At 46.6% G+C, this 22,658-nt stretch carries 25 protein-coding genes and 1 other annotated feature (1 of these 26 only partly in view); of the genes, 4 read left to right on the forward strand and 21 right to left on the reverse strand.

Annotation, left to right across the window (positions count from 1 at the left end; translation table 11 throughout):
* Positions 1–5: 5 nt before the first annotated feature.
* The 14 genes from der to prsW all read right to left on the reverse strand — a co-directional run bounded on the left by der (position 6) and on the right by prsW (position 11,041).
* On the reverse strand, positions 6–1,319 hold the full coding sequence (der, locus tag HP570_RS12885; RefSeq protein WP_012686135.1) for a ribosome biogenesis GTPase Der: 1,314 nt from the start codon (positions 1,317–1,319) through the stop codon (positions 6–8).
* 53 nt (positions 1,320–1,372) lie between these two features.
* Entirely contained in the window at positions 1,373–1,555 is a 183-nt protein-coding gene (locus HP570_RS12890) for a capping complex subunit for YIEGIA (RefSeq protein WP_012686134.1), read from the reverse strand.
* A 3-nt stretch (positions 1,556–1,558) separates the two neighbouring features.
* Positions 1,559–2,464 (reverse strand): YIEGIA family protein, encoded by a 906-nt coding sequence (locus HP570_RS12895; protein WP_173626003.1) that lies wholly within the window; start codon positions 2,462–2,464, stop codon positions 1,559–1,561.
* Between the two features lie 7 nt (positions 2,465–2,471).
* On the reverse strand, positions 2,472–3,107 hold the full coding sequence (locus HP570_RS12900) for a YphA family membrane protein (RefSeq protein ID WP_173626004.1): 636 nt from the start codon (positions 3,105–3,107) through the stop codon (positions 2,472–2,474).
* Between the two features lie 83 nt (positions 3,108–3,190).
* Complete coding sequence (gene fni / locus HP570_RS12905) at positions 3,191–4,243, reverse strand: type 2 isopentenyl-diphosphate Delta-isomerase (RefSeq protein WP_173626005.1); 1,053 nt, start codon at positions 4,241–4,243, stop codon at positions 3,191–3,193.
* A gap of 76 nt (positions 4,244–4,319) precedes the next feature.
* Positions 4,320–5,492 carry a 30S ribosomal protein S1 gene (gene rpsA, locus HP570_RS12910; RefSeq protein WP_041749388.1) on the reverse strand — a complete coding sequence of 391 codons (1,173 nt, stop codon included), beginning with the start codon at positions 5,490–5,492 and terminating at the stop codon, positions 4,320–4,322.
* Positions 5,493–5,677: 185 nt separating this feature from the next.
* Positions 5,678–6,271 (reverse strand): lysophospholipid acyltransferase family protein, encoded by a 594-nt coding sequence (locus tag HP570_RS12915; RefSeq protein ID WP_012686129.1) that lies wholly within the window; start codon positions 6,269–6,271, stop codon positions 5,678–5,680.
* On the reverse strand, positions 6,268–6,939 hold the full coding sequence (gene cmk, locus HP570_RS12920; RefSeq protein ID WP_012686128.1) for a (d)CMP kinase: 672 nt from the start codon (positions 6,937–6,939) through the stop codon (positions 6,268–6,270). The genes HP570_RS12915 and cmk overlap by 4 nt, the downstream gene beginning before the upstream one ends.
* Positions 6,940–7,097: 158 nt before the next feature.
* Entirely contained in the window at positions 7,098–7,280 is a 183-nt protein-coding gene (locus HP570_RS12925) for a hypothetical protein (RefSeq protein ID WP_016740005.1), read from the reverse strand.
* Positions 7,281–7,305: 25 nt separating this feature from the next.
* On the reverse strand, positions 7,306–7,989 hold the full coding sequence (locus tag HP570_RS12930; protein ID WP_012686127.1) for a flagellar brake protein: 684 nt from the start codon (positions 7,987–7,989) through the stop codon (positions 7,306–7,308).
* Positions 7,990–8,102: 113 nt separating this feature from the next.
* Positions 8,103–9,470, reverse strand: coding sequence for a germination protein YpeB (ypeB, locus tag HP570_RS12935; protein ID WP_173626006.1), 1,368 nt, complete (start codon positions 9,468–9,470; stop codon positions 8,103–8,105).
* 32 nt (positions 9,471–9,502) lie between these two features.
* Positions 9,503–10,162, reverse strand: a complete 660-nt coding sequence (locus tag HP570_RS12940; RefSeq protein WP_142496179.1) for a cell wall hydrolase — start codon at positions 10,160–10,162, stop codon at positions 9,503–9,505.
* Positions 10,163–10,187: 25 nt separating this feature from the next.
* Positions 10,188–10,346, reverse strand: coding sequence for a hypothetical protein (locus HP570_RS12945; RefSeq protein WP_012686124.1), 159 nt, complete (start codon positions 10,344–10,346; stop codon positions 10,188–10,190).
* A gap of 20 nt (positions 10,347–10,366) precedes the next feature.
* Complete coding sequence (prsW, locus tag HP570_RS12950) at positions 10,367–11,041, reverse strand: glutamic-type intramembrane protease PrsW (protein ID WP_064199956.1); 675 nt, start codon at positions 11,039–11,041, stop codon at positions 10,367–10,369.
* An 82-nt stretch (positions 11,042–11,123) separates the two neighbouring features.
* On the opposite strand from prsW, the gene HP570_RS12955 reads away from it, so the two are divergent.
* Complete coding sequence (locus tag HP570_RS12955) at positions 11,124–12,095, forward strand: asparaginase (RefSeq protein ID WP_012686122.1); 972 nt, start codon at positions 11,124–11,126, stop codon at positions 12,093–12,095.
* A gap of 625 nt (positions 12,096–12,720) precedes the next feature.
* Here the strand turns inward: HP570_RS12955 and HP570_RS12960 are convergent.
* On the reverse strand, positions 12,721–14,010 hold the full coding sequence (locus HP570_RS12960) for a Glu/Leu/Phe/Val family dehydrogenase (protein WP_007723992.1): 1,290 nt from the start codon (positions 14,008–14,010) through the stop codon (positions 12,721–12,723).
* A gap of 310 nt (positions 14,011–14,320) precedes the next feature.
* On the opposite strand from HP570_RS12960, the gene HP570_RS12965 reads away from it, so the two are divergent.
* Positions 14,321–15,064: a PIG-L deacetylase family protein gene (locus tag HP570_RS12965; protein WP_173626007.1), complete on the forward strand. Its 744-nt coding sequence runs from the start codon at positions 14,321–14,323 to the stop codon at positions 15,062–15,064.
* 73 nt (positions 15,065–15,137) lie between these two features.
* Here the strand turns inward: HP570_RS12965 and HP570_RS12970 are convergent, their stop codons facing one another.
* From HP570_RS12970 to HP570_RS12995, 6 genes are all read right to left on the reverse strand, one after another.
* Positions 15,138–15,737: a genetic competence negative regulator gene (locus HP570_RS12970; protein ID WP_007723994.1), complete on the reverse strand. Its 600-nt coding sequence runs from the start codon at positions 15,735–15,737 to the stop codon at positions 15,138–15,140.
* 372 nt (positions 15,738–16,109) lie between these two features.
* Positions 16,110–17,018, reverse strand: coding sequence for an NAD(P)/FAD-dependent oxidoreductase (locus HP570_RS12975; protein ID WP_173626008.1), 909 nt, complete (start codon positions 17,016–17,018; stop codon positions 16,110–16,112).
* Positions 17,019–17,074: 56 nt separating this feature from the next.
* A complete protein-coding gene (locus tag HP570_RS29940) occupies positions 17,075–17,767 on the reverse strand; it encodes a LysM peptidoglycan-binding domain-containing protein (RefSeq protein ID WP_173626009.1) in 693 nt (230 codons plus the stop codon).
* Positions 17,764–18,342, reverse strand: coding sequence for a CPBP family intramembrane glutamic endopeptidase (locus HP570_RS12985; protein ID WP_173626010.1), 579 nt, complete (start codon positions 18,340–18,342; stop codon positions 17,764–17,766). The genes HP570_RS29940 and HP570_RS12985 overlap by 4 nt, the downstream gene beginning before the upstream one ends.
* Before the next feature lie 16 nt (positions 18,343–18,358).
* A complete protein-coding gene (locus HP570_RS12990; RefSeq protein WP_173626011.1) occupies positions 18,359–19,870 on the reverse strand; it encodes a RecQ family ATP-dependent DNA helicase in 1,512 nt (503 codons plus the stop codon).
* Positions 19,867–20,982 carry a YpbB family protein gene (locus tag HP570_RS12995; protein WP_173603858.1) on the reverse strand — a complete coding sequence of 372 codons (1,116 nt, stop codon included), beginning with the start codon at positions 20,980–20,982 and terminating at the stop codon, positions 19,867–19,869. The genes HP570_RS12990 and HP570_RS12995 overlap by 4 nt, the downstream gene beginning before the upstream one ends.
* A gap of 80 nt (positions 20,983–21,062) precedes the next feature.
* Between HP570_RS12995 and HP570_RS13000 the strand changes: the two genes are divergently transcribed.
* Both HP570_RS13000 and HP570_RS13005 read left to right on the forward strand, forming a co-directional pair.
* Positions 21,063–21,974 carry a hypothetical protein gene (locus HP570_RS13000; protein ID WP_012686113.1) on the forward strand — a complete coding sequence of 304 codons (912 nt, stop codon included), beginning with the start codon at positions 21,063–21,065 and terminating at the stop codon, positions 21,972–21,974.
* A gap of 103 nt (positions 21,975–22,077) precedes the next feature.
* Positions 22,078–22,284: a ferredoxin gene (locus HP570_RS13005; protein ID WP_007724004.1), complete on the forward strand. Its 207-nt coding sequence runs from the start codon at positions 22,078–22,080 to the stop codon at positions 22,282–22,284.
* 369 nt (positions 22,285–22,653) lie between these two features.
* Positions 22,654–22,658, forward strand: a binding site (T-box leader); it runs 243 nt beyond the window's last position.

A 22,658-nucleotide genomic window follows, 5' to 3' on the forward strand; every position in this document is an offset into this window, starting at 1 on the left:
TCTCCCTACGTTTTTTTCCGTGTCCAGATTCTAACTGGTGTGCCTTCAAACACAAATGCTTCACGGATCTTGTTCTCTATGTAACGTTCATAGGAGAAGTGCATGAGTTCCGGATCGTTCACAAACAGAATGAACGTCGGCGGTTTCACCGTTGCTTGTGTCGCATAGTTGATCTTCAAGCGTTTGCCGCGATCAGATGGTGGAGGCGTACGGATCGTCGCATCTGTTACCAAATCATTGAGAACCGCGGTAGGAATGCGCATAGAATGTGCTTGAGCTACTTCATTGACCTTCGGTAGAATCGTATGGACACGTTGCTTCGATTTTGCAGACACATACAGGATCGGAGCATAATCCAGGTATTTAAACTCTTCGCGAATCAATTCTGTGAAGCGTTGCATCGTTTTGTCGTCTTTTTCAATCGCATCCCATTTGTTCACGATAATGATTACACCACGGCCAGCCTCATGTGCATAACCTGCGATTTTCTTGTCTTGCTCGATAATGCCCTCTTCCCCGTTAATGACAACAAGAACGACATCGGAATCTTCAATGGAACGCATCGCACGCATTACACTGTATTTTTCCGTTGTTTCATACACTTTTCCACGCTTGCGCATACCTGCCGTGTCTACAAGAACGTAGCTTTGGTCATCACGCTCAAATGGCGTGTCGATCGCATCACGGGTCGTTCCGGCAACCTCACTGACAATGACTCGCTCTTCACCGAGAATCGCATTCGTCAAGGAAGACTTCCCGACGTTTGGACGACCGATGATGGATACACGAATAACATCGTCTCTCTTCTCTTCGTCATCCTCTGCTGGGAAATGCTGACACACTTCTTCCAGCATATCTCCCAAGCCAAGACCATGGCTACCCGAGACAGGGAATGGCTCGCCTAAGCCCAGGGAATAAAAATCGTAAATATCCGCACGCATTTCCGGATTATCCGCTTTGTTCACTGCGAGTACGACAGGTTTTCCCGTTCGATTCAGCATCCGTGACAGTTCAACGTCCGCATCTGTCACACCTGTACGGCTATCTGCAATCATTATGATGACATCTGCTTCGTCAATCGCAAGCTCTGCCTGGTAACGCATCTGTGTAAGAATCTCGTCGGTCTCGCCAAACTCAATTCCACCGGTATCAATCACATGGAAAGTATGCGTTAACCATTCACCTTTCCCGTACAGGCGGTCACGGGTTACTCCCGGCATATCCTCCACGATCGCGACTCGTTCGCCAATCAATCTGTTAAAAATCGTGGATTTCCCCACGTTGGGTCTCCCCACAATGGCTACCACTGGTAATCCCATAATCAACAACACTCTCTCTCATTTACGTTTTGACTAGCTAATCATACCATACACTACTTATGCCGAACAATGATAAGGGTATCGGCGCTTACTTCATGCACCATCCCGTCTAGTATCTTTTCCAGCGTGAAAGCTGTTTGCTGCATAAGCTCCGTAGTAGACTCGATAAAAATCGGCACACCACCCGCTATCCTGTCTCTGTTCGTCGTAATCGCCGCCAAGATTACTCCTGTCATGGCCTACAGCTCCTTTTTCATCATTCTAGTCTTCGTCGGCATTCGGAAGACGCTTTCGAGAATCGGGACTGCACGAATGACGGATGTTGCACGTTCCACATCTTTTTCTTGCGGCAATAAAAATACACCCATTCTCCCCGACTTTATATCACGTTTTACCAAGGGTGTTAGTGATGGCTCTCCCGTATCGGTATATACGCCGAGTTGCGTTGCGGCATCGTGCAAAATCGCTTGCCGCTGTCCAGGGTGGGCAAGTGTGACCTTGGCATTGGCATCCCTCGGGGTCAGAATAAAACCCACGCCTTGCTCACGTATGATCTCTTGAGCATCTGCCAACCCGACGTTCATGATGTAAATGTCGTTCACATACAAGTCTCTTCCTTCCATTCTCACTTCCCCCGGCTCGATCTCTGCAATCAGCGATAGTGTTTTGCCAGAGCGAAGCTTGCGAGAAATCAGCAAGGCGATGACACCTGCAATGACACCTCCCCACCAATGAAAGAGAATGGTAGCCGTCGTTGTCACCAAAGAGGTAAACATGACCATGTAATTGCGTCCTTCAAACACCATTGCGATCCCTTCGATATAGGGGCCACCACGGGGCACTAGCTCCTGTTTATCGATCTCATTAAGCGTAGTGCGTTCCATGTTCCTGACATCACGGAATTGTTGAGCAGCCAAAGTCAAAAATGTGACTGCCGTGTAATTCTCCTTGAGCAGAGCAGGAATCGCTAACGCTCCGAGCGCGGATGCGATCACCCCAAGTGAAACGTGAATAATTTTTCCGTGGGGATAGGTTGGATATTGTCGATAATCTGTTCGCAAAAGATGAATCCGGCACAAAATGCCGAATAGGAACCCCAGAACTAACGGAAACACATAATCATATGCTAGCAATCCCTTCAACACCCTAGCGTCACCTACCCGTATCGGAATGGGAAGACTCTGTTTCTGTTCTACCAAGGATACGACGAATCGCAGACCAGACTATGCTGACAAAAGCCCATAGAGATAGGCTACTCCAAAGCAAATCTTGCGCATACTCGGATCCCCACTGACAGGAACCCGACAATTTCCAAAAATATAGCGAATGTATCGCATCTGCGAGAGGCAAGGAGAGCATCAGCTGAAACAGCTGTCCCAGATGTGTTCTGCTCATCAAAAAAATGGTACTGACTCCAATAGCAGGTACGATGATCCGCTCGTCCCAAAACAGCAAGATCGGATCGGTAAAAAACAGCCAGCGCAACCAAAATAGCAAAAGAGCCGTTGCCAGCGCACTCAGCAAGTACAATCTGCGTATTTTAGACATGAGCTTGGTGTAAAGGACAATGCTTGCGATCAGTGGCAATATTGTTCCACTTAGACTAACTTGAATAGGGGCAAAATAGATTTTCCAGCTAACAAACGTACAAATTAAAAATGCGCTGATCACTGCGAGCACTCGTCTGCGTTCCATCTTCATGTTTCGCAGCTGCAAGTCAAAGCTTCCCATCCAGACAAGACACAGCAAAGACCACTGGATAAGGATCGCAACGGTTCCCTCGTTCATGTTCATCTCCTCAAAATGATGGTTGTCTCCCAAAAGTATGCCTCAACCAAGGAAATTTCATGAATCGAAAGCTCGTCCACTACCTAACGTTGCGCCAGTCTCTCCAATTGCATGTGACGAAGCCTCGCTCTCTCTGCTGTTTTTCCCGTGATCATAACAGGCGTACAAACGGCGTCAGCCAGACCTTTCATTCCTAGTGCCGTCATCGCCACACGAATTTGATGATGCCATCTGTCGACGGTAGACAAGCAATCTTCCAGAGATTCACGTTGAACCAGACGTAGCATTGCCCCTGCCATCCCGATAGCGGACGCACCTAAAGAAGCGGCTTTGACTACATCGAGTCCATGACGAACACCACCTGTTGCTATGTATGACACTCCTGGATGACCGACAGCATTTGCTTCCAGCAAGCTCTCCACCGTCGTGAATCCCCAATCCTCGAACATGGCATTCGGCTGATCATTTCGCATATTTTCGACTTCAGCAAAATTTGTTCCGCCTCTTCCACCCACATCGATTGTTCTGATCCCGATTTCTATGAGCTTCTCGATTGACTCTTTTGCCATTCCAAAGCCGACTTCTTTGACAATAACCGGCACATTCAGACTCTCCCTGATCGCTTGAATCCGCTCCAGATAGCCGCGAAAATCCCGATCCCCCTCAGGCATTAACAGCTCTTGCATGACATTCAGATGAATTTGCAATCCGTTCGCTTCCATCATCTCCACCGCTGCTATTGCCTGCTCCACTGTCGCTTCTGCCCCCACATTTGCAAACAAGATCCCCTGTGGATGTTCCCTTCTGACAATCCGATAGCTATCCGTAACATCTGGATCACGCAAAGCGGCCATTTGTGAGCCAACAGCCATCGCCAGATTTCGTTCCCTCGCAATGATCGCCAGTTTTTGATTGATCTGGGTAGTCCCACCAGCTCCACCCGTCATCGCATTAATCATGATCGGTGAGGAGAGTCGCAAGGATGCGATCTCGGTGTCCAGTGAGGTTTCTGCGAGTGCTGCATTCGGCAAGCTGTTCGGAACAAAGCTGACATCATCAAAACTATTTGCCCCATTTTCCCCGGTGATAAGAGCATTTCGAATATGGTCCAATTTTCTAATCGAACGACGATCCATTGTACCCCTCCTAGACTTTCGCTCTCAGAAAAAAGGGATACGCAAGAGCGTATCCCCATGAATTCTACTTTTTATCTTACTTGAACTTGTCTTTCAGATCACCGAACAACTCGCCCAATGTCACGCCCATTGGTTGGTTGTTTTCTTGCGTGAATTGTTGCTGTTCACGCTTGCTCGCACGTTCTGCCTGCTCCACACGGTCTTCTTCTACTGCACGGATACTGAGGCTAATGCGTTGTTCTTGTGGAACAACATCCAAAACCTTCACCTGTACCTCTTGACCCTCTTTCAACACCTCACTAGGTGTATTCACCCGACGATTTGCAATCTGGGAGATGTGTACGAGGCCTTCGATTCCAGGTGCCAGCTCAATAAATGCACCGAAGGACACCAGACGTTTTACCGTTCCATTCAAAATAGAGCCCGCTTTGAAATCTTCTGCAACGCTCGCCCATGGACCTGCTTGCGTTTCCTTGATGCTAAGGCCAATGCGCTCGTTTTCACGGTCAATTTTGAGGACCTTCACTTTTACCTTGTCGCCTTCTTTCACGACATCGGACGGCTTATCTACACGGTTCCAAGCAAGCTCAGATACGTGAACCAATCCATCAACACCACCGATATCCACGAATACGCCGAAATCGGTCATGCGCTGAACCGTTCCTTCCAATACTTGACCCACTTGGATTTTATCCATAATGGATTGCTTTTGCACTTTTACTTCGTCTTCCAAAACCGCTTTGTGGGACAGGATGACTTTATTCTTTTCCTTATCCATTTCTACTACTTTCAAAGCCAATGTTTTGCCTTTGTAGTCGGAGAAATCTTCAACAAAATGACGCTCTACCATGGAAGCCGGAATGAAGCCGCGAACGCCTACATCAACAACAAGGCCGCCCTTCACTACTTCTTTCACAGCCGCTTCAATGATTTCACCCGCTTGCATTTTTTGCTCAAGATCAGACCAAGAGGATTCCATTGCTACTGCTTTCTTGGAAACAACGAGCTCTTCTTTCTCGTCGTTTAGTTTGATGACTTTCACTTCGAAAGTATCACCAACCGCTACTACATCAGATACCTTTTCAACATGCAGTGGAGACAGTTCGCTGATAGGAATCAGACCATCGTACTTGTAACCTAGATCTACAAGCGCTTGTTTGTCCTCAACTTTTGTTACGGTTGCCTTTACAACATCTCCTACGGAAATCGTTGTTGCATCCGTCAAGCTTACGTTCGTTTCTTCCATCATTCAAAAGACCTCCTTAATACCATCCAGTCCCAAACGTCTATGTACAGGTTGTGTACAACCTCACTACACGAAGCGGGAGCATGTATATTTTTAACTGTCGCCTGATGGCTGGCAGTTAGTACTGATGAAGCCAGTAAGTTCCAGCAGTTTTAGTATTCGTCCCTTTAGCAATTCTATACCGTTTGCTAAGAGAGATGCTGGTTTCGTAATTGCTTGATGTGCTCCATAATCAGATCGCTTGTTTCCTTCAACGTATCAGCGCTTGATTTGGCCTCGCGCAGTTGAGTCAGATCGATCGGTTTACCGTAAACGATCTTGATGGAACGAAACGGTCGATAAGGCCCAATAATGGCTACCGGAATGACCACAGCTTCTGACTTGAGAGCGAACATCGCCACACCTGGCATCGCTTCCCCTGGTTCCCCTGTTTTGCTGCGGGTTCCCTCAGGAAAGATTCCAAAGATTTTTCCATCTTCCAGCAATTTGAGAGTCGTGCGAATGGCCGCACGATCTCCTGCACCCCGTTTAACCGGAAATGCACCGAATTTAGTAATGAGAAAGGATAAGACCGGAATTTTGAATAGCTCTTCTTTGGCCATGAAAAGAACCTGACGCTCGATGCCACCCCCGAGAAGAGGTGGATCCCATAAAGAAATGTGGTTGGCACAAAGGATCACTGGGCCTTCCTTAGGTATATGTTCACGCCCGATCACTTGCCAACGAAAGACAAGCGAAAAAATGATGCGAAAAAAACCTCTGAATAAACGATAGTAACTCAATGGGTTGACTCTCCCGTTCGCTCGCAGATTTGCAAGATGCGATCGACCACCTGATCAATGGTCATTCCTGTTGTGTCTACCAAAACGGCATCTTCCGCCTGACGCAACGGCGCGACTTCTCTCTGCATGTCCCGTCGATCTCGCTCTTCGATTTCTTTTTCCAGCTCAGCCAAGTCTGTCTGGGTACCTTTTGCGAGTAGTTCCTTCCAGCGGCGTTCTGCACGCTCTTGAATGGAGGCCGTCAGAAATATCTTCACGTCAGCGTCTGGCAAAACATGAGTACCGATATCTCTGCCGTCCATGACGACATTGCCTTGCGTCGCCAATCGTCGCTGGAGCACAAGCATTTGTTCACGTACAGAACCGTAGCTCGCTACAATGGAGGCGTACTGGCTCACTTCTGTGGAACGTATCCAGCTCGTGACATCGATTTCATTCCAGTATACATGTTGCTGTCCATTTTCCCGAACTAGTTGAACCTTATTTTTTTGCAAAAGTTCGGAAACTGTAGACTCATCGCTGATAGGGAGCTGATGATGGTGGACTGCCCAAGCGAGGGCACGATACATGGCACCCGTGTCAATGTACACGTATTCCAGTTGACCCGCTACTTTTTGGGCGACAGTGCTTTTGCCTGCTCCCGCTGGTCCATCAATGGCAATGTTCATTACTTCTCACCTGCTATGTACGTTAGTTCGGATGGGAATAAAACAAGAAAAGCTTCTGTCGAAGCCCTTTCCCATTCTTTGTGTGATGAAAAAACGATCCAAGACCGTTTTCTATGTTATCTATAATAGTACCATAGTATGGAAGCATGCGCAAACCTTTAGGGCTCTCTGGACACGCCTTCCAAGCGCTCTGTTTCGATTAATACTAATCTTGCGGGTACGTACTGAATGAGGACTTCGCCTATGGTCAGTACAATCGCACATACGACAATTCCAATCATGATGCCTTTTTCTACCCGTTTGGAAAAGCTGCGAAAACGATCGTTGTACTGACTGGTCAATAGGGTCACTTCCTCTGATGAAGCGTCAATCCACAACGCCTTTTTTGCGAAGCTCTAGCTGTCTCTCGTAACACGCTCTAACCACTTTTGCTCGATCTTGCTCACTGATCTGGGTGAACTTACCCGAAATCCATTGGTGCAAACCTTTTTCTTCCGCCGGTTTTTGTCTGACGATTTCCATCACAACAAAAGCATGTTGAACCTGTCCATTTTTACTTGGAAGGGAAATCCAGACGTGCAAGTTGTCTTTTTCCTTTAAATGATAGCTTTCCTCACAGCTAAAAGACAGCCCACCACCACTGATATCTAACGTTCGTGCTAGAAAATGATAACGGCGAATCGGATCATCCAGTTTGACTGCGATGTCTACCGTGGTGTCAATTCTCAAGTAGTTTCGTCGCTGTGTGCGCACAATCTCCTCTTTAGCCGGCAGTTGCAGAAGCAGAACAGGAATGTGATTGTTTTGTCTGCCGACAATCGCAGAGCGGAATTCATAGCGTGAGCCATCCTCACCAACATACCAAACCAAGCATTCTGTCCCTGGTTGAAACACCCCAGTCCGTCCAGTGTTTTCGCTGGTCGGCAACTCGATAGAAGCTACATCTTCCTTCAAATCAGCCACACGGCTTTTGAAGGTTTGCAGCTCCGTTTCTTCTGAGGAACTCGTGAAGTTTAGTCTTATTATTTGTCCTATTCGTGGAAGCATCATAAAGTAATTGTTCCTCCCCTTCCTATCACCCTTTCCATTATATACCCTTTTGTTTCGAATCAGCAAATAGGGAAAGCCGCTAAAAAACTAGCTTTCCCCCTATTTTTTTAAGACTATTGTCCTTCGTTCTGTCCCGATCCCGTTTCCATTTTCACAACTTCTTCTTCTTCTCCATTCAAGGCATTGATATAGACCATGTACGAATTCCCTTCAAAGCTGCCTGTCATTTCCCACGCCAGCACTTCTTTTCCATCGTTTTTCCCCTCGATTAGGGCAAGTCGCTGATCCGTCACTTTTACACTCGGATTGACTTTTTTCCTTGCTTCTTCTTTCGAGAGGCGGGGCTTGGAGAGAATTCTCTTTTTGTGATTAAACAGATACTCCGTCGAATTATAGGCAGTAACCTCTCCGTTGTCCAACGCTATCTCAACGACCACTCCGTCCGGATAAATTCTGACGCCATCCTGAACTGGCACAAACGTAAAGAGTGCGTTGCGGTCGTAGCTGTCAATCTCAGAGACCTGCATATTGTCAAATCCATGGTTCTGCAAGAACACTCTACCTTTTTCTTCCGCCTGCTTCATGTCCAGCTTTTCCTCGCCAATTCCACGCTCGTTCATCATCCAAACGACTTTTCCACCGCGTTTGGTAACATCAAGGTTAATACCTGTCTTGTGCCCGTTTGGCGTGACATGTACGCTATACGCCGAGTATTCCTGCCCCTTGCCATTATCGTTTACTTCTACTTTCGCATCTCCTGGCTTCAACCCGAGAAACGATAGTGCACTCTTCTCTGCTTCCTCTTTTGTAGCTGGTTTGCCATCGATCCCTTTGATTCGCTGCTGCTTTTTCTTATCGAGACTCTGTATTCCGACGCCCCAGTCTAAATCAGGGTATTCCTGTACTTTTTTCTCAATGGTTTGGAATCCGTCGATGATGGAATTGTCCTCTTTGCTTTTATTGGAGGCCAAAGCCGTCTCGACATCCATCCATCTCAATTGTTTGTCCATCGCGACGGTTTGTACCTTGCGCAGCTCATCCTGGATTTCCTTTGCTTGGGTGTGAAGGCTCTTTAATGTCTTGTATTCACTCTGACTCAATGGCTGCTTGTCGAGGTCACGCACAGCGACGCGATAGGAAAAATCCGCGACCCTCGACAGCATTTCTTCTGTTTTGTTAAATGCCATCAAGGTCAATGGCAGTTGTCCGACATCCGCTTGTGCCGCATAGGAAAGGCGCCAAACACTCGTCAAGATAGGGGTCATTTGTCTGCGCGAGTTGACCACCAGCGATTTGCCAAGCTCATCGTGCAGCTTGTCCACATGATAAGTGAGATCATGGAAAGCCCGTTGGTATGAGTTTTCCGCTTTGATCAAGACCGAGTTTTTCTCATTATGCTCCTGATATCCCCACACGCCAGCGCCTATTAAGGCAACTAGGGCAACGGGAAATAACACGCGTGCTGTTGCTCCATATACCATCCCTTGCCACTCCTCCTTTGATTATGCATCCATTATCTGCAAAAGATATGTTTCCCGATCTTTTTCACCTGCGGCCTGGTCCAAATCCAACCAGATGTTGCTGTATCCGGATTAAAATAGTACGTGCAGCCTCCCGTCGGATCCCAGCCGTTTAGTGCATTCTTCACTGCTTTCATCGCACTTTCATTCGGTGTAAGCCATATTTGACCATCAGCAACTGCTGTAAAAGCACGTGGTTCGAAAATCACTGCCGAGGGCGTATCAGGAAACGTAGGGCTCTTGACGCGGTTCAATATAACGGCAGCGACAGCAACTTGCCCTTCAAACGGCTCTCCTCTTGACTCCCCGTAAACAGCATTCGCCATGATTTTTAAATCATTGTCAGAGACTCGTGAAGGATGGAAGCTGGCTTTGGTCTTGACCGTCTTATCCTTTGCTGCAGGTGCAGCTATCTGCTCCTCTTGTACGGCAGCTACATTCTTTTCCTTCCAGACAGCCTTGTATCCACTTAAGCCCGCTGCCACCAACATCACCAACACACCTGCGATCCAGATTGTACGCACGGCTGAATCCTCCTTGGCATGTATTGAAATCTTTGCATAGTGTTGGTGGAGGAAGAGTGGATTATGCATGTAAATCTGGATATAGAAAAAGACCGATGCTCTTTGCATCGGCCCACATAGATTCGTCACACTTTTTTAGTTGGGATGGAAAAGATCAGGACTCATCAATCCGAAAATGCTTGTCGTTATCACAAAGGCACTGCTTGAACCCTGTTTCTATTTGCCCTCCAGGTTCTCGATGACCACGCAGTGTAAACTTTTCTCCACATACATTGCATTGAATTGTCACTTTTGCTCGATCGGTTTTTAGCACGTACGTCTCCTCCTTACCGTCTATTGTGGACGTGAAGAGAGATTTTTAGAACCGAAATCGTGTGCTCTTTGTACCTTTTTTAAGCCCTGCCACCACAATACAAGCATGAATGGCACAATCACTACCAACCAGTTTTGGACCGCCAAAAAAATCAAGTTGTACAAAGCATGCAAGCCGATCGGCAAGGTAATCGACATCCATAAAAAAAGCCGTTCATGTTTGGCGTCCTTGGAAAACTTGGCCCGTCCGAGATAATAGCCCATCCACACCGCAAACAGCGCATGGCTGGATACCGGCAGAAAGGCACGCCAGATGGCGATATCTGTTCCATTGATAATGAGGTAAAACAAATTCTCCAGCGTAGCAAAACCAAGTGACACCGCAACCGCATAAACAATTCCATCGTATGGCTCATCAAATTCCAAATGTTTATAAACCGTAAAATAGATGACCATCCATTTAAAAAATTCTTCCACGACAGCGGATTGGAAAACTTCCGCGACAATGCCATCCCGCCAGTTCCATTCATTCTGCATGATGTACTGTAGTACCATAATCGGTACGACCAGCAGCATACCAAAGATAAACGACCGGATGACCATTGAAATCGGCTCCGGTTCGAGACTGTCACGCAGGTAAAAGTAACTTAAGATGGCGATACCGGGGGCAACTGCCGCGCCGATCAAAGCAATCATCTTTTATTACTCCTTTACACAAGACTATCATTCATCGTACCATGAATAATGGTTGATGAAAACCCGCTACAGGAGAGAGATCATGTCAAAAAAAATTTTGGTAGTGAACACAGGCGGTACAATTGCCATGTCTGTCGATGACTCAGAAGGCGTAAAGCCATTGGATGATCAAGCAGTCAACAAAATCCTTCCTTTTTTAGAAAAACACGCGGATGTCACCATGAAAAATGTACTCAACCTACCTAGCCCTCATATGACTCCTGCGATCATGAATCAGCTGCGTCTCGATATTGAGGAAGCCTTTGAACAAGATCATTATGATGGCATCGTCATTACCCATGGGACTGATACGTTGGAGGAGACCGCATACTTCCTGGATCTGACTTTGTCGGTCAACGTCCCGATTGTCGTAACCGGAGCCATGCGCAGCAGTAATGAGCTCGGAGCTGACGGGCCAGTCAATCTCATTTCTTCCGTACGTGTAGCTGCAGATTCCGACAGTTTGAACAAAGGGGTTATCGTTGTTTTTAATGACGAAATTCACGCGGCACGTCACGTAACGAAAACACACACGAGCAATGTCGCTACCTTCCAGTCGCCACAATACGGACCGATTGGAACCATTGCGAAAAAAAGCGTGCAATACCACCACGCTCCATTGGATCGCGAGCACTATGCCATTACCCATGCTGACGCGAATGTTCCGTTGATCAAGGCAGTTGCTGGCATGGAGCCTTCTTGGCTACAGTTTTTATTGGAGCAGCAAATTGATGGACTCGTCGTAGAGGCATTTGGATTGGGTAATCTTCCACCCGCTATCATCCCTACCCTGCAGCAATTACTGGACAAAGGCGTACCGATCGTCCTCGTCTCTCGCTGCTACAATGGCCAGGTGCAGGATATCTATGACTATGAAGGTGGAGGTCGCAAGCTAAAAGAGATGGGCATCATCTTCTCCAATGGCTTAAATGGGCAAAAGGCTCGTCTAAAGTTAATTGTAACGCTGCAAAAAACACGGACTTTCAAAGAGCTGCAGCTGTTGTTCGACCAGTAAATCATATGACGTAAGCCTCCTGGTTTTTCAGGAGGTTTTTTGTCTTTGGAAACATGTTGTTCGGTGCTGTTGTGGTGGGGAGGAAACAGGAGAAAACGCTCAGATTCTAGGGCCACCCGCTGGGGGATTGACTGTACGACTCCATGCAAAAAGCGAAACCGCGTCCAAAGTTGTCCCTTCAGGATGTGTTTCAGAGGTGGACGCTTAAGAGCGTGTTTCGCTTTTTGCATTGCGTCTCGGTCGGTGTCCCTAAGATCTTCGCTGTTTTCTCCTGTTTCCTCTACGAGCTTTCCCCTAGTTTTTAAATGCCTTAAATGATTGAAGAATGCGATTAGTTACGACAGAGAAGAATATTTCCAGGCGTAGCGACTTGTGAAGTCCTACCAAGCGGAGAAGGGATTTGCGGGCAAAAGAAACGCAACCGTGCTCCTACTTCGAAGCGGCTACCACTTTTGCGTTTCCCCGCGAATCCCTTCGGAGCGGACAGTCTCAACCCTCAGCAGGACGAAGCCCGGAGCCTAGCCTGGAAATATTCTTCTCTCCACTACAGCCACACACAATAAAAAAAGGCCCCGCTAAAAGGCGGAGCCATGTTTTCTCAATATATGGAGGGTTGTTTGAAGAATTATACCCAACCGCGGAAGCGAGAAGCCTCAGCCATCTTGCGGGCACCAACCATGTAAGCAGACAGACGCATGTCAATGCGGCGAGTTTGAGACATGGAGTATACATTTTCAAACGAACGAACCATTACTTTTTCCAACTTCTCTTCTACTTCTTCTTCAGACCAGTAGTAGCCTTGGTTGTTTTGTACCCACTCGAAGTAGGAAACAGTCACACCACCAGCACTAGCAAGTACGTCTGGAACGAGAAGAATTCCACGCTCAGTCAAAATCTTAGTTGCTTCCAAAGTAGTTGGGCCATTTGCCGCTTCTACTACGATTGACGCCTTGATGTTGTGAGCGTTTGCAGCTGTGATTTGGTTTTCGATTGCTGCCGGAACCAAAATGTCGCATTCCAGTTCAAGAAGCTCTTTGTTGGTAATCGTGTTGTTGAACAGTTTTGTAACTGTACCAAAGGAATCACGACGATCCAACAAGTAGTCGATATCCAAACCGTTTGGATCATGCAGCGCACCGTATGCATCAGAGATACCTACGACTTTAGCGCCTGCATCATGCATGAATTTTGCCAAGTAACTACCAGCGTTACCAAAGCCTTGTACAACTACGCGAGCACCTTTTACATCGATGTTACGACGCTTTGCTGCTTCACGGATGCAAATGGTTACACCTTTTGCAGTAGCTGTTTCGCGGCCATGGGAACCACCCAGCGCAATTGGTTTACCCGTAATGAAACCAGGCGAGTCAAATTCACGGATACGGCTATATTCGTCCATCATCCACGCCATGATCTGTGAGTTCGTAAAGACGTCCGGAGCCGGAATATCTTTAGTAGGGCCCACAAGTTGGCTGATTGCGCGAACGTAACCGCGGCTCAGTCTTTCCAGTTCGCGGAAGGACATTTCACGCGGGTCGCAAATGATACCGCCTTTACCACCGCCATACGGCAGATCGACGATACCTGCTTTGAGGCTCATCCAGATAGAAAGTGCTTTAACTTCATCCTCAGTAACTTCCGGGTGGAAACGAATGCCCCCCTTGGTCGGACCTACTGCATCGTTGTGCTGTGCACGATAGCCCGTAAATACCTTTACTTCGCCATTATCCATGCGAACCGGAATACGTACAGTCAAAACGCGTAGCGGTTCCTTCAAGAGTTCAAACATCGATTCTTGGTAACCTAGTTTCTCCAGTGCTTCCTTGATCACCGTTTGAGTTGAATGGAGCAAGTTCAATGATTCTTGCTTTTCTTTCCCTTCGGTGCTTTCGGTTACCACGTCTTGATTACCCATTACTTACCACCTCAAAAATGTTTTCGGTCAATGCCGCCTTTAGTATACACGCTTGTATCATTTATGAGAAGCTTAAAAATGTTTTTTTTCCATTTCGAAAACGTTTTCGTTCCTTGTTTTGCATAATCATTCAATTATTTACCATCCATTTTGAAATCGCTTTTACAAACAGCATTTTGTACCAGTAGCTTCAAATGCGCGTCCAGCCATGCTTCTATTGTCCCCAAACTTGTTTCTTTCATTACAGGATTAGTGAATTTATGCCATAATGGAAAAGGTAATGTGGAAGTTTATTCATGGAGGTGTTTTTATGAAAAAAAAGTCTATTTTGTTTATTTTTGCCCATCCCGATGACGAAACGTTTGCTTGTGGGATTTCCATTTCCAAATATAGTGAGACCAAAATGGCCAGCACACATCTATTATGCGCAACAAAAGGGCAAGCAGGAAAAGCTGGCGAACCACCATTATGCACACCGGAAGAACTCCCCCGCTTTCGCGAGCAGGAGCTTCGCGACGCTTGTGCCATACTTGGATTCGATCAGGTAGACGTCTGGGAATATCAGGATAAGTTCTTAAACACAGTGCCCGTAGATGAGCTCGTTACTCGTATCCACCAGGCTATTCACCAGATCCAACCGGAAATCGTCGTCACGTTTGCACCGCATGGCATCTCCGGACATCCTGACCACTTAGCGATTAGTCATGCTACCACCCAGGCTGTCCTTTCTTTAGGCCCAGAAACATGTGTGCGAAAGCTTTATTATGCGACTCGCTCATCCGACGAAGGATTTAGTACGATGAAGCCACCCTTTACAGATCCAATCGAGAGCATTACGACGATCATTCACGCACCTGAATATATGCCGAAAGTAGCTGATGCCTTGCGGGCACACAGAACACAGCACTTATCAGTAGAGCGCGTGTTTCCAGGTGTAACAAAAGGCGAGCACGATTCTGTTCCGCCAAACAATCATTACATCTTGGCTTGGCACAGCCTTCCGAACTATACCCTTCAAGGTAAAGAGGCTGATTTTTTTGACGGCCTAGCATAATCGATACAGACAGCAACAGCACCTAGTTGGTTGACTAGGTGCTGTTTTATATTCCCAGACATTTCTTTTTTGATTACGTGAAATGCCTGCATATTTCTTTTACAGCATCGTCGGCAACGATCACTTTCCCGTATTCTTCCAACACATAAATCGTTATCGGCGTCGCTTCTCCGTACTCAGAGAGGATCGCAATTAGCTTGTGATAACGCTCCTGATCCAAGTCGACTTCCTCCAGCACCAGATGATATTTCCCCTGGTAGAAGTAGGCAGCCCCGCCATTGGTCAAAAGGGCGTTAATGCGGTGGGCGGCTTCAACCATATGCTCAAAGTCCCGGAAGGCATACATGATCAAATCGCTTTCTTCCAATGTTACCTCTAGCTCGTATACATCCTCGTCTTCGAATTCTTCCTCTTTTCCGTCCTTTGAGCCCGTCTTGCCACGCGTTACGATTACGACCATTCCCTGAGCTGGCAAGGCGAACACTTCAACTGCAACAGGCCCTGATACCTCAAACCCTAATTCGTGATAAGCCTGTTCCATCATGTCGTTGAACAGTTCATGAACTTTAGGAATGTCACGCCACATGTCTTCTTTTTCTATCCCGCGCTCTGAGAGGTCGTCAAAAGTTAAAAAGATTCGTATTTTATCTTGACCAAGGCGTTCAACACGCATGACTGTCCCTCCTCGCCATCCAGTCGTACTACAAAATATGATGGTAAGCCTGTAAGAGTTCTCCACATTCTCCGGCGAATACCTGTTGGCATTCATCCATTTTTTGATGGACTGGAAAATACGGGGTAGTCCTATCATATCACATTTAGTTACTGGAACAAAGCTACCATGACACCTACGCAGCATTCGCCTGCCGATGTCGAATCCACTCATAAAAAAAGAAACTTTGTTGTTGTCTGTCACTTCCTGCGCTTTCCCAGGAAAAGTTCCCCTTCATTGTTCTTCTGTATTTATATTTGGTTCTGCTAGTTCGGGTTCCTTCTCGTTCATAAAGGTTTGTACATGAAAAAACGCCCAGAATCAGGCGTTTTTCTACATCTCCAATTCACGCAGCCGCTTTTGAATCCAAATAGCCGCCTGTGTCCCATCTCCCATGGCAATGGACACCTGCTGAGAATGCTCATTGATATCGCCAACAGCCCAGATGTTGGGATGATCCGTTTCTTTTGTTCGCGGGTTCGTTTGGATGTGGCCTTTTTCATGAATTTGCACGGAAAAACCACGTAAAAGCTCTGTCAAAGCATGCGCACCAGGAAAAGCAAGAAATGCTCTTTCTACAGACAACCGTTCACCTGAAGAGAGCTCGATTTCTTGCAATTGCCCCGCCGTATGATGAAGAGCATATACTTTTTCCTCCCGATACATGATCCCTCGTTTGCTCAGCTCAGAGACAGTCTGCGTATCCACCTGCACTTCTGCATGGTTAATGACTGTTAACCTGTTGGTATAATAAATAAGTTCGTCTGCCATCGAAACAGCGTGTGGGCCCGCTCCAATGATTGCCGTGGCTTTGTCAACTGTTTCATAGCCGTCACAGTCGGGACACAAGAAAATCGATATCCCTACACAATCGGAGAAGCCAGGGATGGCTGGGAACGGATCACGCATGCCGGTTGCCAAAACCAGCGTTCGCGAAGTAAGCGTATGTATGCCGCTTTTTGTACCTATCGAAAATAAGCCGCTTGGGTCGGTAGAAAGCTTGGTTACCTCATCTGTTATCAAAATTGCTCCGTATTTTTGTGCTTGCTCCTTGCCCGCATGACGCAAAAAATCGCCACTAACCCCTTCCGAAAATCCGAGGATATTTCGGTAGGCTTTGGCGATTGTTGATCGACCACCTGGCATGTCAATGACTGCAACGCGTCGAAGGCATCTTGCAAGTTGAATGGCAGTTTGAAGCCCTGCAATCCCGCCGCCGACAATGACTGTATCATACTCCACTTACATCCACCTGCTTATCCTTTTCCCGATAGCATGACCAGTGGAGCACGATCTCATTACTGAACGAGTGGAACCAAAACAACTTTTCCTTCGACGAGCCCTGCTTCTGAATGAAGCCCGTTGTATTTTGCTATTCGTCTTACGTTCGAGTTATTTCCATAGTACTTTCGGGACAGCATAAACAACGTTTCCCCCTTCTTCACCACATGCTTGACGATCTTTGATTTTGTTACAGGTGGTGTTGAAGCTGGTTTTCCCGGTGTAGCTACTGCGCTAGGAGAAGTACTTGTTATCTGGTTTGTCTTGCTTACAGTTGTACCAGTTGAAGTTTTCGCTGGAACTGGTCTCACAGCAGCTGTCTGTGCGCTTGTTGTCGGCTTCACCATCGGTTCAACCGGCTTTGATTCGATCGTTTTCGCTTTGTCAGGAGGGGTGGTCACATTTGCATTAGAATCAGGCGTAGGAGTGAGAACGACGGATACAGGCTCCTTTTCTCCTGCCTTACTCCCTTGCGGGGTGGTAATGGTTTTGCTAACTTCCTTCCCTTCAGCATTTTTCACTTCAACACTACCAGAAGCTGCTGACTCATGTGGGATATTGGCCCTGTACAACTCAAAACCAATCAACCCGAAAAAGACGAATCCAAACAAGTACAATCCCGGTTGAATCCACTTTTTAAACGAGAACGACGCTTTAGGGCGAGTATGACGGGAGCGTCGGGGTGGTAATGGATTATGCTCAAGATTCACTCTTCCTCCCCCTTTTTCTTGATTGTTTTTTGTAGATAAAATGCTAACATGACGTCAATAAGGATATGAGCCACAATTGAGGGCCAAAGGGACTGATAATGAGAAAACAAGAGCCCCAAGATCAAGCTTGTACCAAATACACTTATGATCATGAGCGGTTTTTTCAAATAACGTACGTGGATCAGTGTAAAAATAAGGCTGCTCCAAAAGTTCCCGGCAAGCGATTGAATCACTCCACGGAATAGCCATTCCTCTCCAACCCCTACTACCATACAGACGAGAATCGTGGTAGATGGTAACATGGCGCCAAAAACTTTTTCATTGATACTGTCATCATCCTGCCATCGCTTCGGCAAGTAACGATCCATCACAATACTCGCGATGATAATACCTGCGGCTACAAACACGGCCCATAGTACGGCATTCCAGCCTGGCAAAGTAAACAAGGACAGAGTAGCATCCCAGCCCAGCACGAATAAGCTACCGGCAGCAGCCACTCCCATCACGATTCCTTGTGTCAACCATAGATTCAGCCGAAGAGTGGCTTCATCCACCTCTAGCCGATCTTCCTTCACTCGATGTTTCTCTCCTTTATTTGTTCGGCAAAAGAGTGTCTAACGCCTGCCGCAAATTCCATTTGATTTGTTCGTTCTTTGCGATTGTATGGTCATTCGTTTGGAAATACACATCCATAGTTAGGCCACAATTCTTACAGCAGTACAGATCAAATTGATGATCCTTTTCTTTAAAATACGTATTAATGCTCGCACGCAAACAGTTTTCTCCTCTTACGTAAGATACCATTTCTGCCAGCTTTTTTTGCTTAAAGCTTTTTCTCTTTTCTGTTTCCTGCCAAATGATATGAGCCTTTGAATAGGACTCTCCCGCAGCAGCAGCTTCGTTTAAGCCCAGCACTCTTTCCGTATAAAAGGCAAGGAGAGCGCCCATCTCTTCGGATATATCCATCATCGCCAAGGCCTCGTTCGTCAAAGGTACTCCAGTATTGCACAACTGCTCGTATTTTTGAACTTGTACTTGTGTCGGGTACTCCTTCTCCAGCATGTGCTGATGAATCTGCAAATCGTCCCACGAAAATAAAAGCAGCGCATACCCGGGCTTGCCGTCACGGCCGATCCGCCCGATTTCTTGTGCGTATGCCTCTAAACTGGCTGGCATTTGATAATGGATGACGTAGCGAATATCTGGCTTGTCGATTCCCATACCAAATGCATTGGTTGCAATAATAACATCCAGCTCTTCTGCGAGAAATTGGGATTGGATCAGCATTCGCTCCATGCTGTTCATGCCCCCGTGGTAACCGTGAACGCGTTTTTTCCCTTCGAGTTGATAAGAGGCTGCCAACACATCTACTGCTTGTCGCGTGCTGCAGTAAACGATTCCAGGCCCCTGCAAACGATCGATCTGATCAAATACATACGAACGCCTGTCTGTTTCCTCCCCAACTTCAACCAGATCATAGGCGATATTTGCCCGATTCAGGGACTGCAACACAATATCTTCCTTTTTAATGGAAAATAAGTTGCAAATTTCCTCACGAACAGACGCCGTCGCAGTCGCCGTCACAGCCAGAACAGGAGGTGCTCCCAATTGTTTCACGACTTCAGGCAATCGCAAGTAATCTGTGCGAAAGTCATGTCCCCATTGCGAGATGCAATGCGCTTCATCAATTGCGATCAGGGACACCCTCGCTCGCTTTAACACTTGTTGGACATAGGTCTGTTGAAGCTTTTCAGGAGAAATATACAGAAGCTTGTACGCACCTTCCGAGAGCCCTTTCAAAATTTCGCGGGACTCTGTCGGATCTTGCATGCTGTTCAAATAGGTAGCCGGTATTTTTTTTCGCGCTCGAAGCTGCTGCACCTGATCGACCATCAAGGAGATCAATGGGGAAACCACGACGGTCAGACCCGGCAAAAGCATTGCTGGTAGCTGATACGTCACTGATTTCCCACCACCTGTTGCTAATAGCCCGAGAACACTTCGTCCATGTAGTAGACGTTCAATAATAGGCTCCTGACCGGAGCGGAACGAGTCATATCCAAAATGCAGCTTTAATCTGTCGCACATGAGCTGTTTATTCATTTTGCCCCCCTCGTCGCTCGTGCCAATGCCAATCGGATCTGCAAATACGTTACTGTTGCTTCCAATTGATCCTTGATGAGCCGGAGTCTGCTTGTATCGAGTCGCTCACTCGTTTCCACGATCTCTTTTGCCAGCTCATTTGGTAAATACGTTGTCATGTCCCATTCCGGACAGCGCAGGGCAATCTCTACCAAATGATCTTCTATTGTACTTTCTTTCATTTGTCGTCTCTTCGCTATTTCCTTTTTGTCACAGCCAGTCTGAAGCATTGCGTACGTTCGGGCAGCACTTTCGGTGAGACGTGGATCAAGCTTGTGGGATTCTGTAACCAGTTTTGATAAAAGAGGATAATGATTGCTCTCTGCAAGCAACGTCTGAATCGACGCTGCTAGCCCATATCGAAATTGCAGCATGAGATAGCTACGACTCGTTTGGCGAATCTCTGCTACTTGCCCCATGGTCTTGCCAACTTGTCCTACTCCTGACAGTTGACAAAACAAAAGCTCCTGCACACCTTCATCCAGGGGCTCCCATAATCGATATAGCTCGTCAGACAATTGCTGTTTCCAAGCATTTCGCAATGTCCCATCAGATAATTGGTTTTTTACCCAACGCTGTGCTGGCTTGTCCGAAACGACCGGAATGAAACCGAGATCACCCTGATGCATTTGCGAGATCGTCTGCACCATAAGATGAAGTCTATTCCAAAATGGTTCGATTCGCTCCGCCAAATCAGACTGGGTAAAAGGTGCGAACCATACATCAAACCGATATTTTTGGTACATGTGTTTGGCATGCTGCAATCCTGTATCAGAAAAGGTAAAGGTCGGCTTCGAGTTTGTTCCAACTGCATCAACAGGTAAAATCCAGCCCGCCTGAAATAAAGTTGAAACTATTTTCTCCCAATCCTCTCTTGGAAAACGAGAAAACATCCGATAATACGGATAAAGGGTATACAAATGCACATCTTGCAGTGTCTGATTGGCTTTTCTGCCACGCAGTATGTAGTAGGCTGATTGCAGCGTTCGTTCATTGGCCAGAGGTAACATGGCATTCAAGGCGACCGCACATAAGAGGTCCTGCTCCTCTGCCGCACTGTTCCGACTGTTCATTGGTACTCCTTACATCATTCTATATTTTTCAAAGCTCAAAGTAAGCGAAGTAAACTGCATCATTGTATTTGGAGGATAGTATGACAAAACGATTGAAAAGAACTGAATTTATGATGGCGTACATGATCATCATAACACTTGCATGCACAGTTGGTGGATTTTTTTTCGGGGCCCATTATATGAAGACACAATTGGAGTCGGAACAAGCCGCCGTACTCGAAGCTGAGAAAAAGGAAGCCGAAAAAGAAAAAATGCTACGTGAGCAAAAGCTGTACAACGAACAGGACTTTATCCGATTTTACTATGCCGTTTATGCACCGCTGCTTGATCTGAAGCAAGCACATTTTGATACGATGGGTAAATGGAATCAAATGAACGAAAGTGAACGGACCGAAGGCTTGAAGCATCTCAGCAGTTTAGCTGACCAGACAAGGAAAGAGCTGGAGAAAAACGTTCCCTTGCCGACGTCACCCATGCTGAGACAAGCTCACGCCACCTTTACGAACAGTGTACGGGCGTATTTGGATAGTATGGAGCAGATTCGTTCCGATCAAAATAAGGCTACGCCTGCTTCCATTGGAGCTAGCCTGACGCTTTTCCAAAATAACTGGCTAACCGCACAGGAAATGGTGTATCACTCCATCGCGTCTTGGGAATCGGCTTATGTGGTGAAGCAAGGCATGCCGAAGCAATTGCCTGGAACCGTTAACACCGCACAATGGAAGCAGTATCCGTTCCATTACCGCACCTATCTCGCAGCTGTTGCCATGTCAAAAAGCAATCAATGGAGCAGCTATAGTCCTGAAGACTTGACTGCAAGACTTGATTTGCTCATTGCATCCAACGAAGTTCAGGCACTAGGAATCAAGGATTTAGCCGCTGCCGTGAAGATTTTGAACGCGACAGATGCAGTATCTGCGGGAGATTTTAAACGCTTGAATACACAGCTCTACTCCGTGCTAAGGGCACCTGAAATCCCTCTTTATAAGTAGTCGTACATTTTTAGACTGATTCAATCTTGAAATCTTGTCACCAAGAGCATACAATGATCTATGATAGTGGACGTACCACTTCGGTATGGGAGGTGAAACCACGATGACTACATGGGTAGATAAAGATACTTGTATTGCTTGCGGTGCTTGTGGCGCCACGGCTCCTGACGTCTTTGATTACGACGATGAGGGCCTTGCGTTCAACAAGTTGGATGACAATGCTAACAGCGTTGAAATCCCGGATATCCTGCATGACGATGTTCGTGATGCTGCTGAAGGATGCCCGACCGACTCTATTAAAGTGGAATAGTATTCCATCTACTAATGGAAGAAACCTCTTACGTACTTCGGTATGTAAGAGGTTTTTCATTATGCCCTCCTCTCCTCCACTGAACGAATGATCGACAACTTCCCGTTCTTTCTTTTGTCATTTTTCGATAAGATAATAGCAACAGCAAAATCCGAACATTAAAATGCGTTTTTTCCATTTTTTGTGATGTCAACATCTTAACGTTCGTGTTTTGGTTGTTTTTGTAGTGTTTCCAGCATGAAATTGAGTATTATTCACGAACGATAACCGATATAAAATAATTAATGTTCATTTTTTCTCGTTTTTCTTCTTGACGGTGTTATTTTGACGTGATATCTTAAGTACAAATCTTACGAAACACCTTATAAAACAAC

Origin of the sequence: Brevibacillus sp. RS1.1, from assembly GCF_013284365.1 — a bacterium.
In the GTDB taxonomy this organism is placed as follows: Bacteria; Bacillota; Bacilli; order Brevibacillales; family Brevibacillaceae; genus Brevibacillus; species Brevibacillus brevis_D.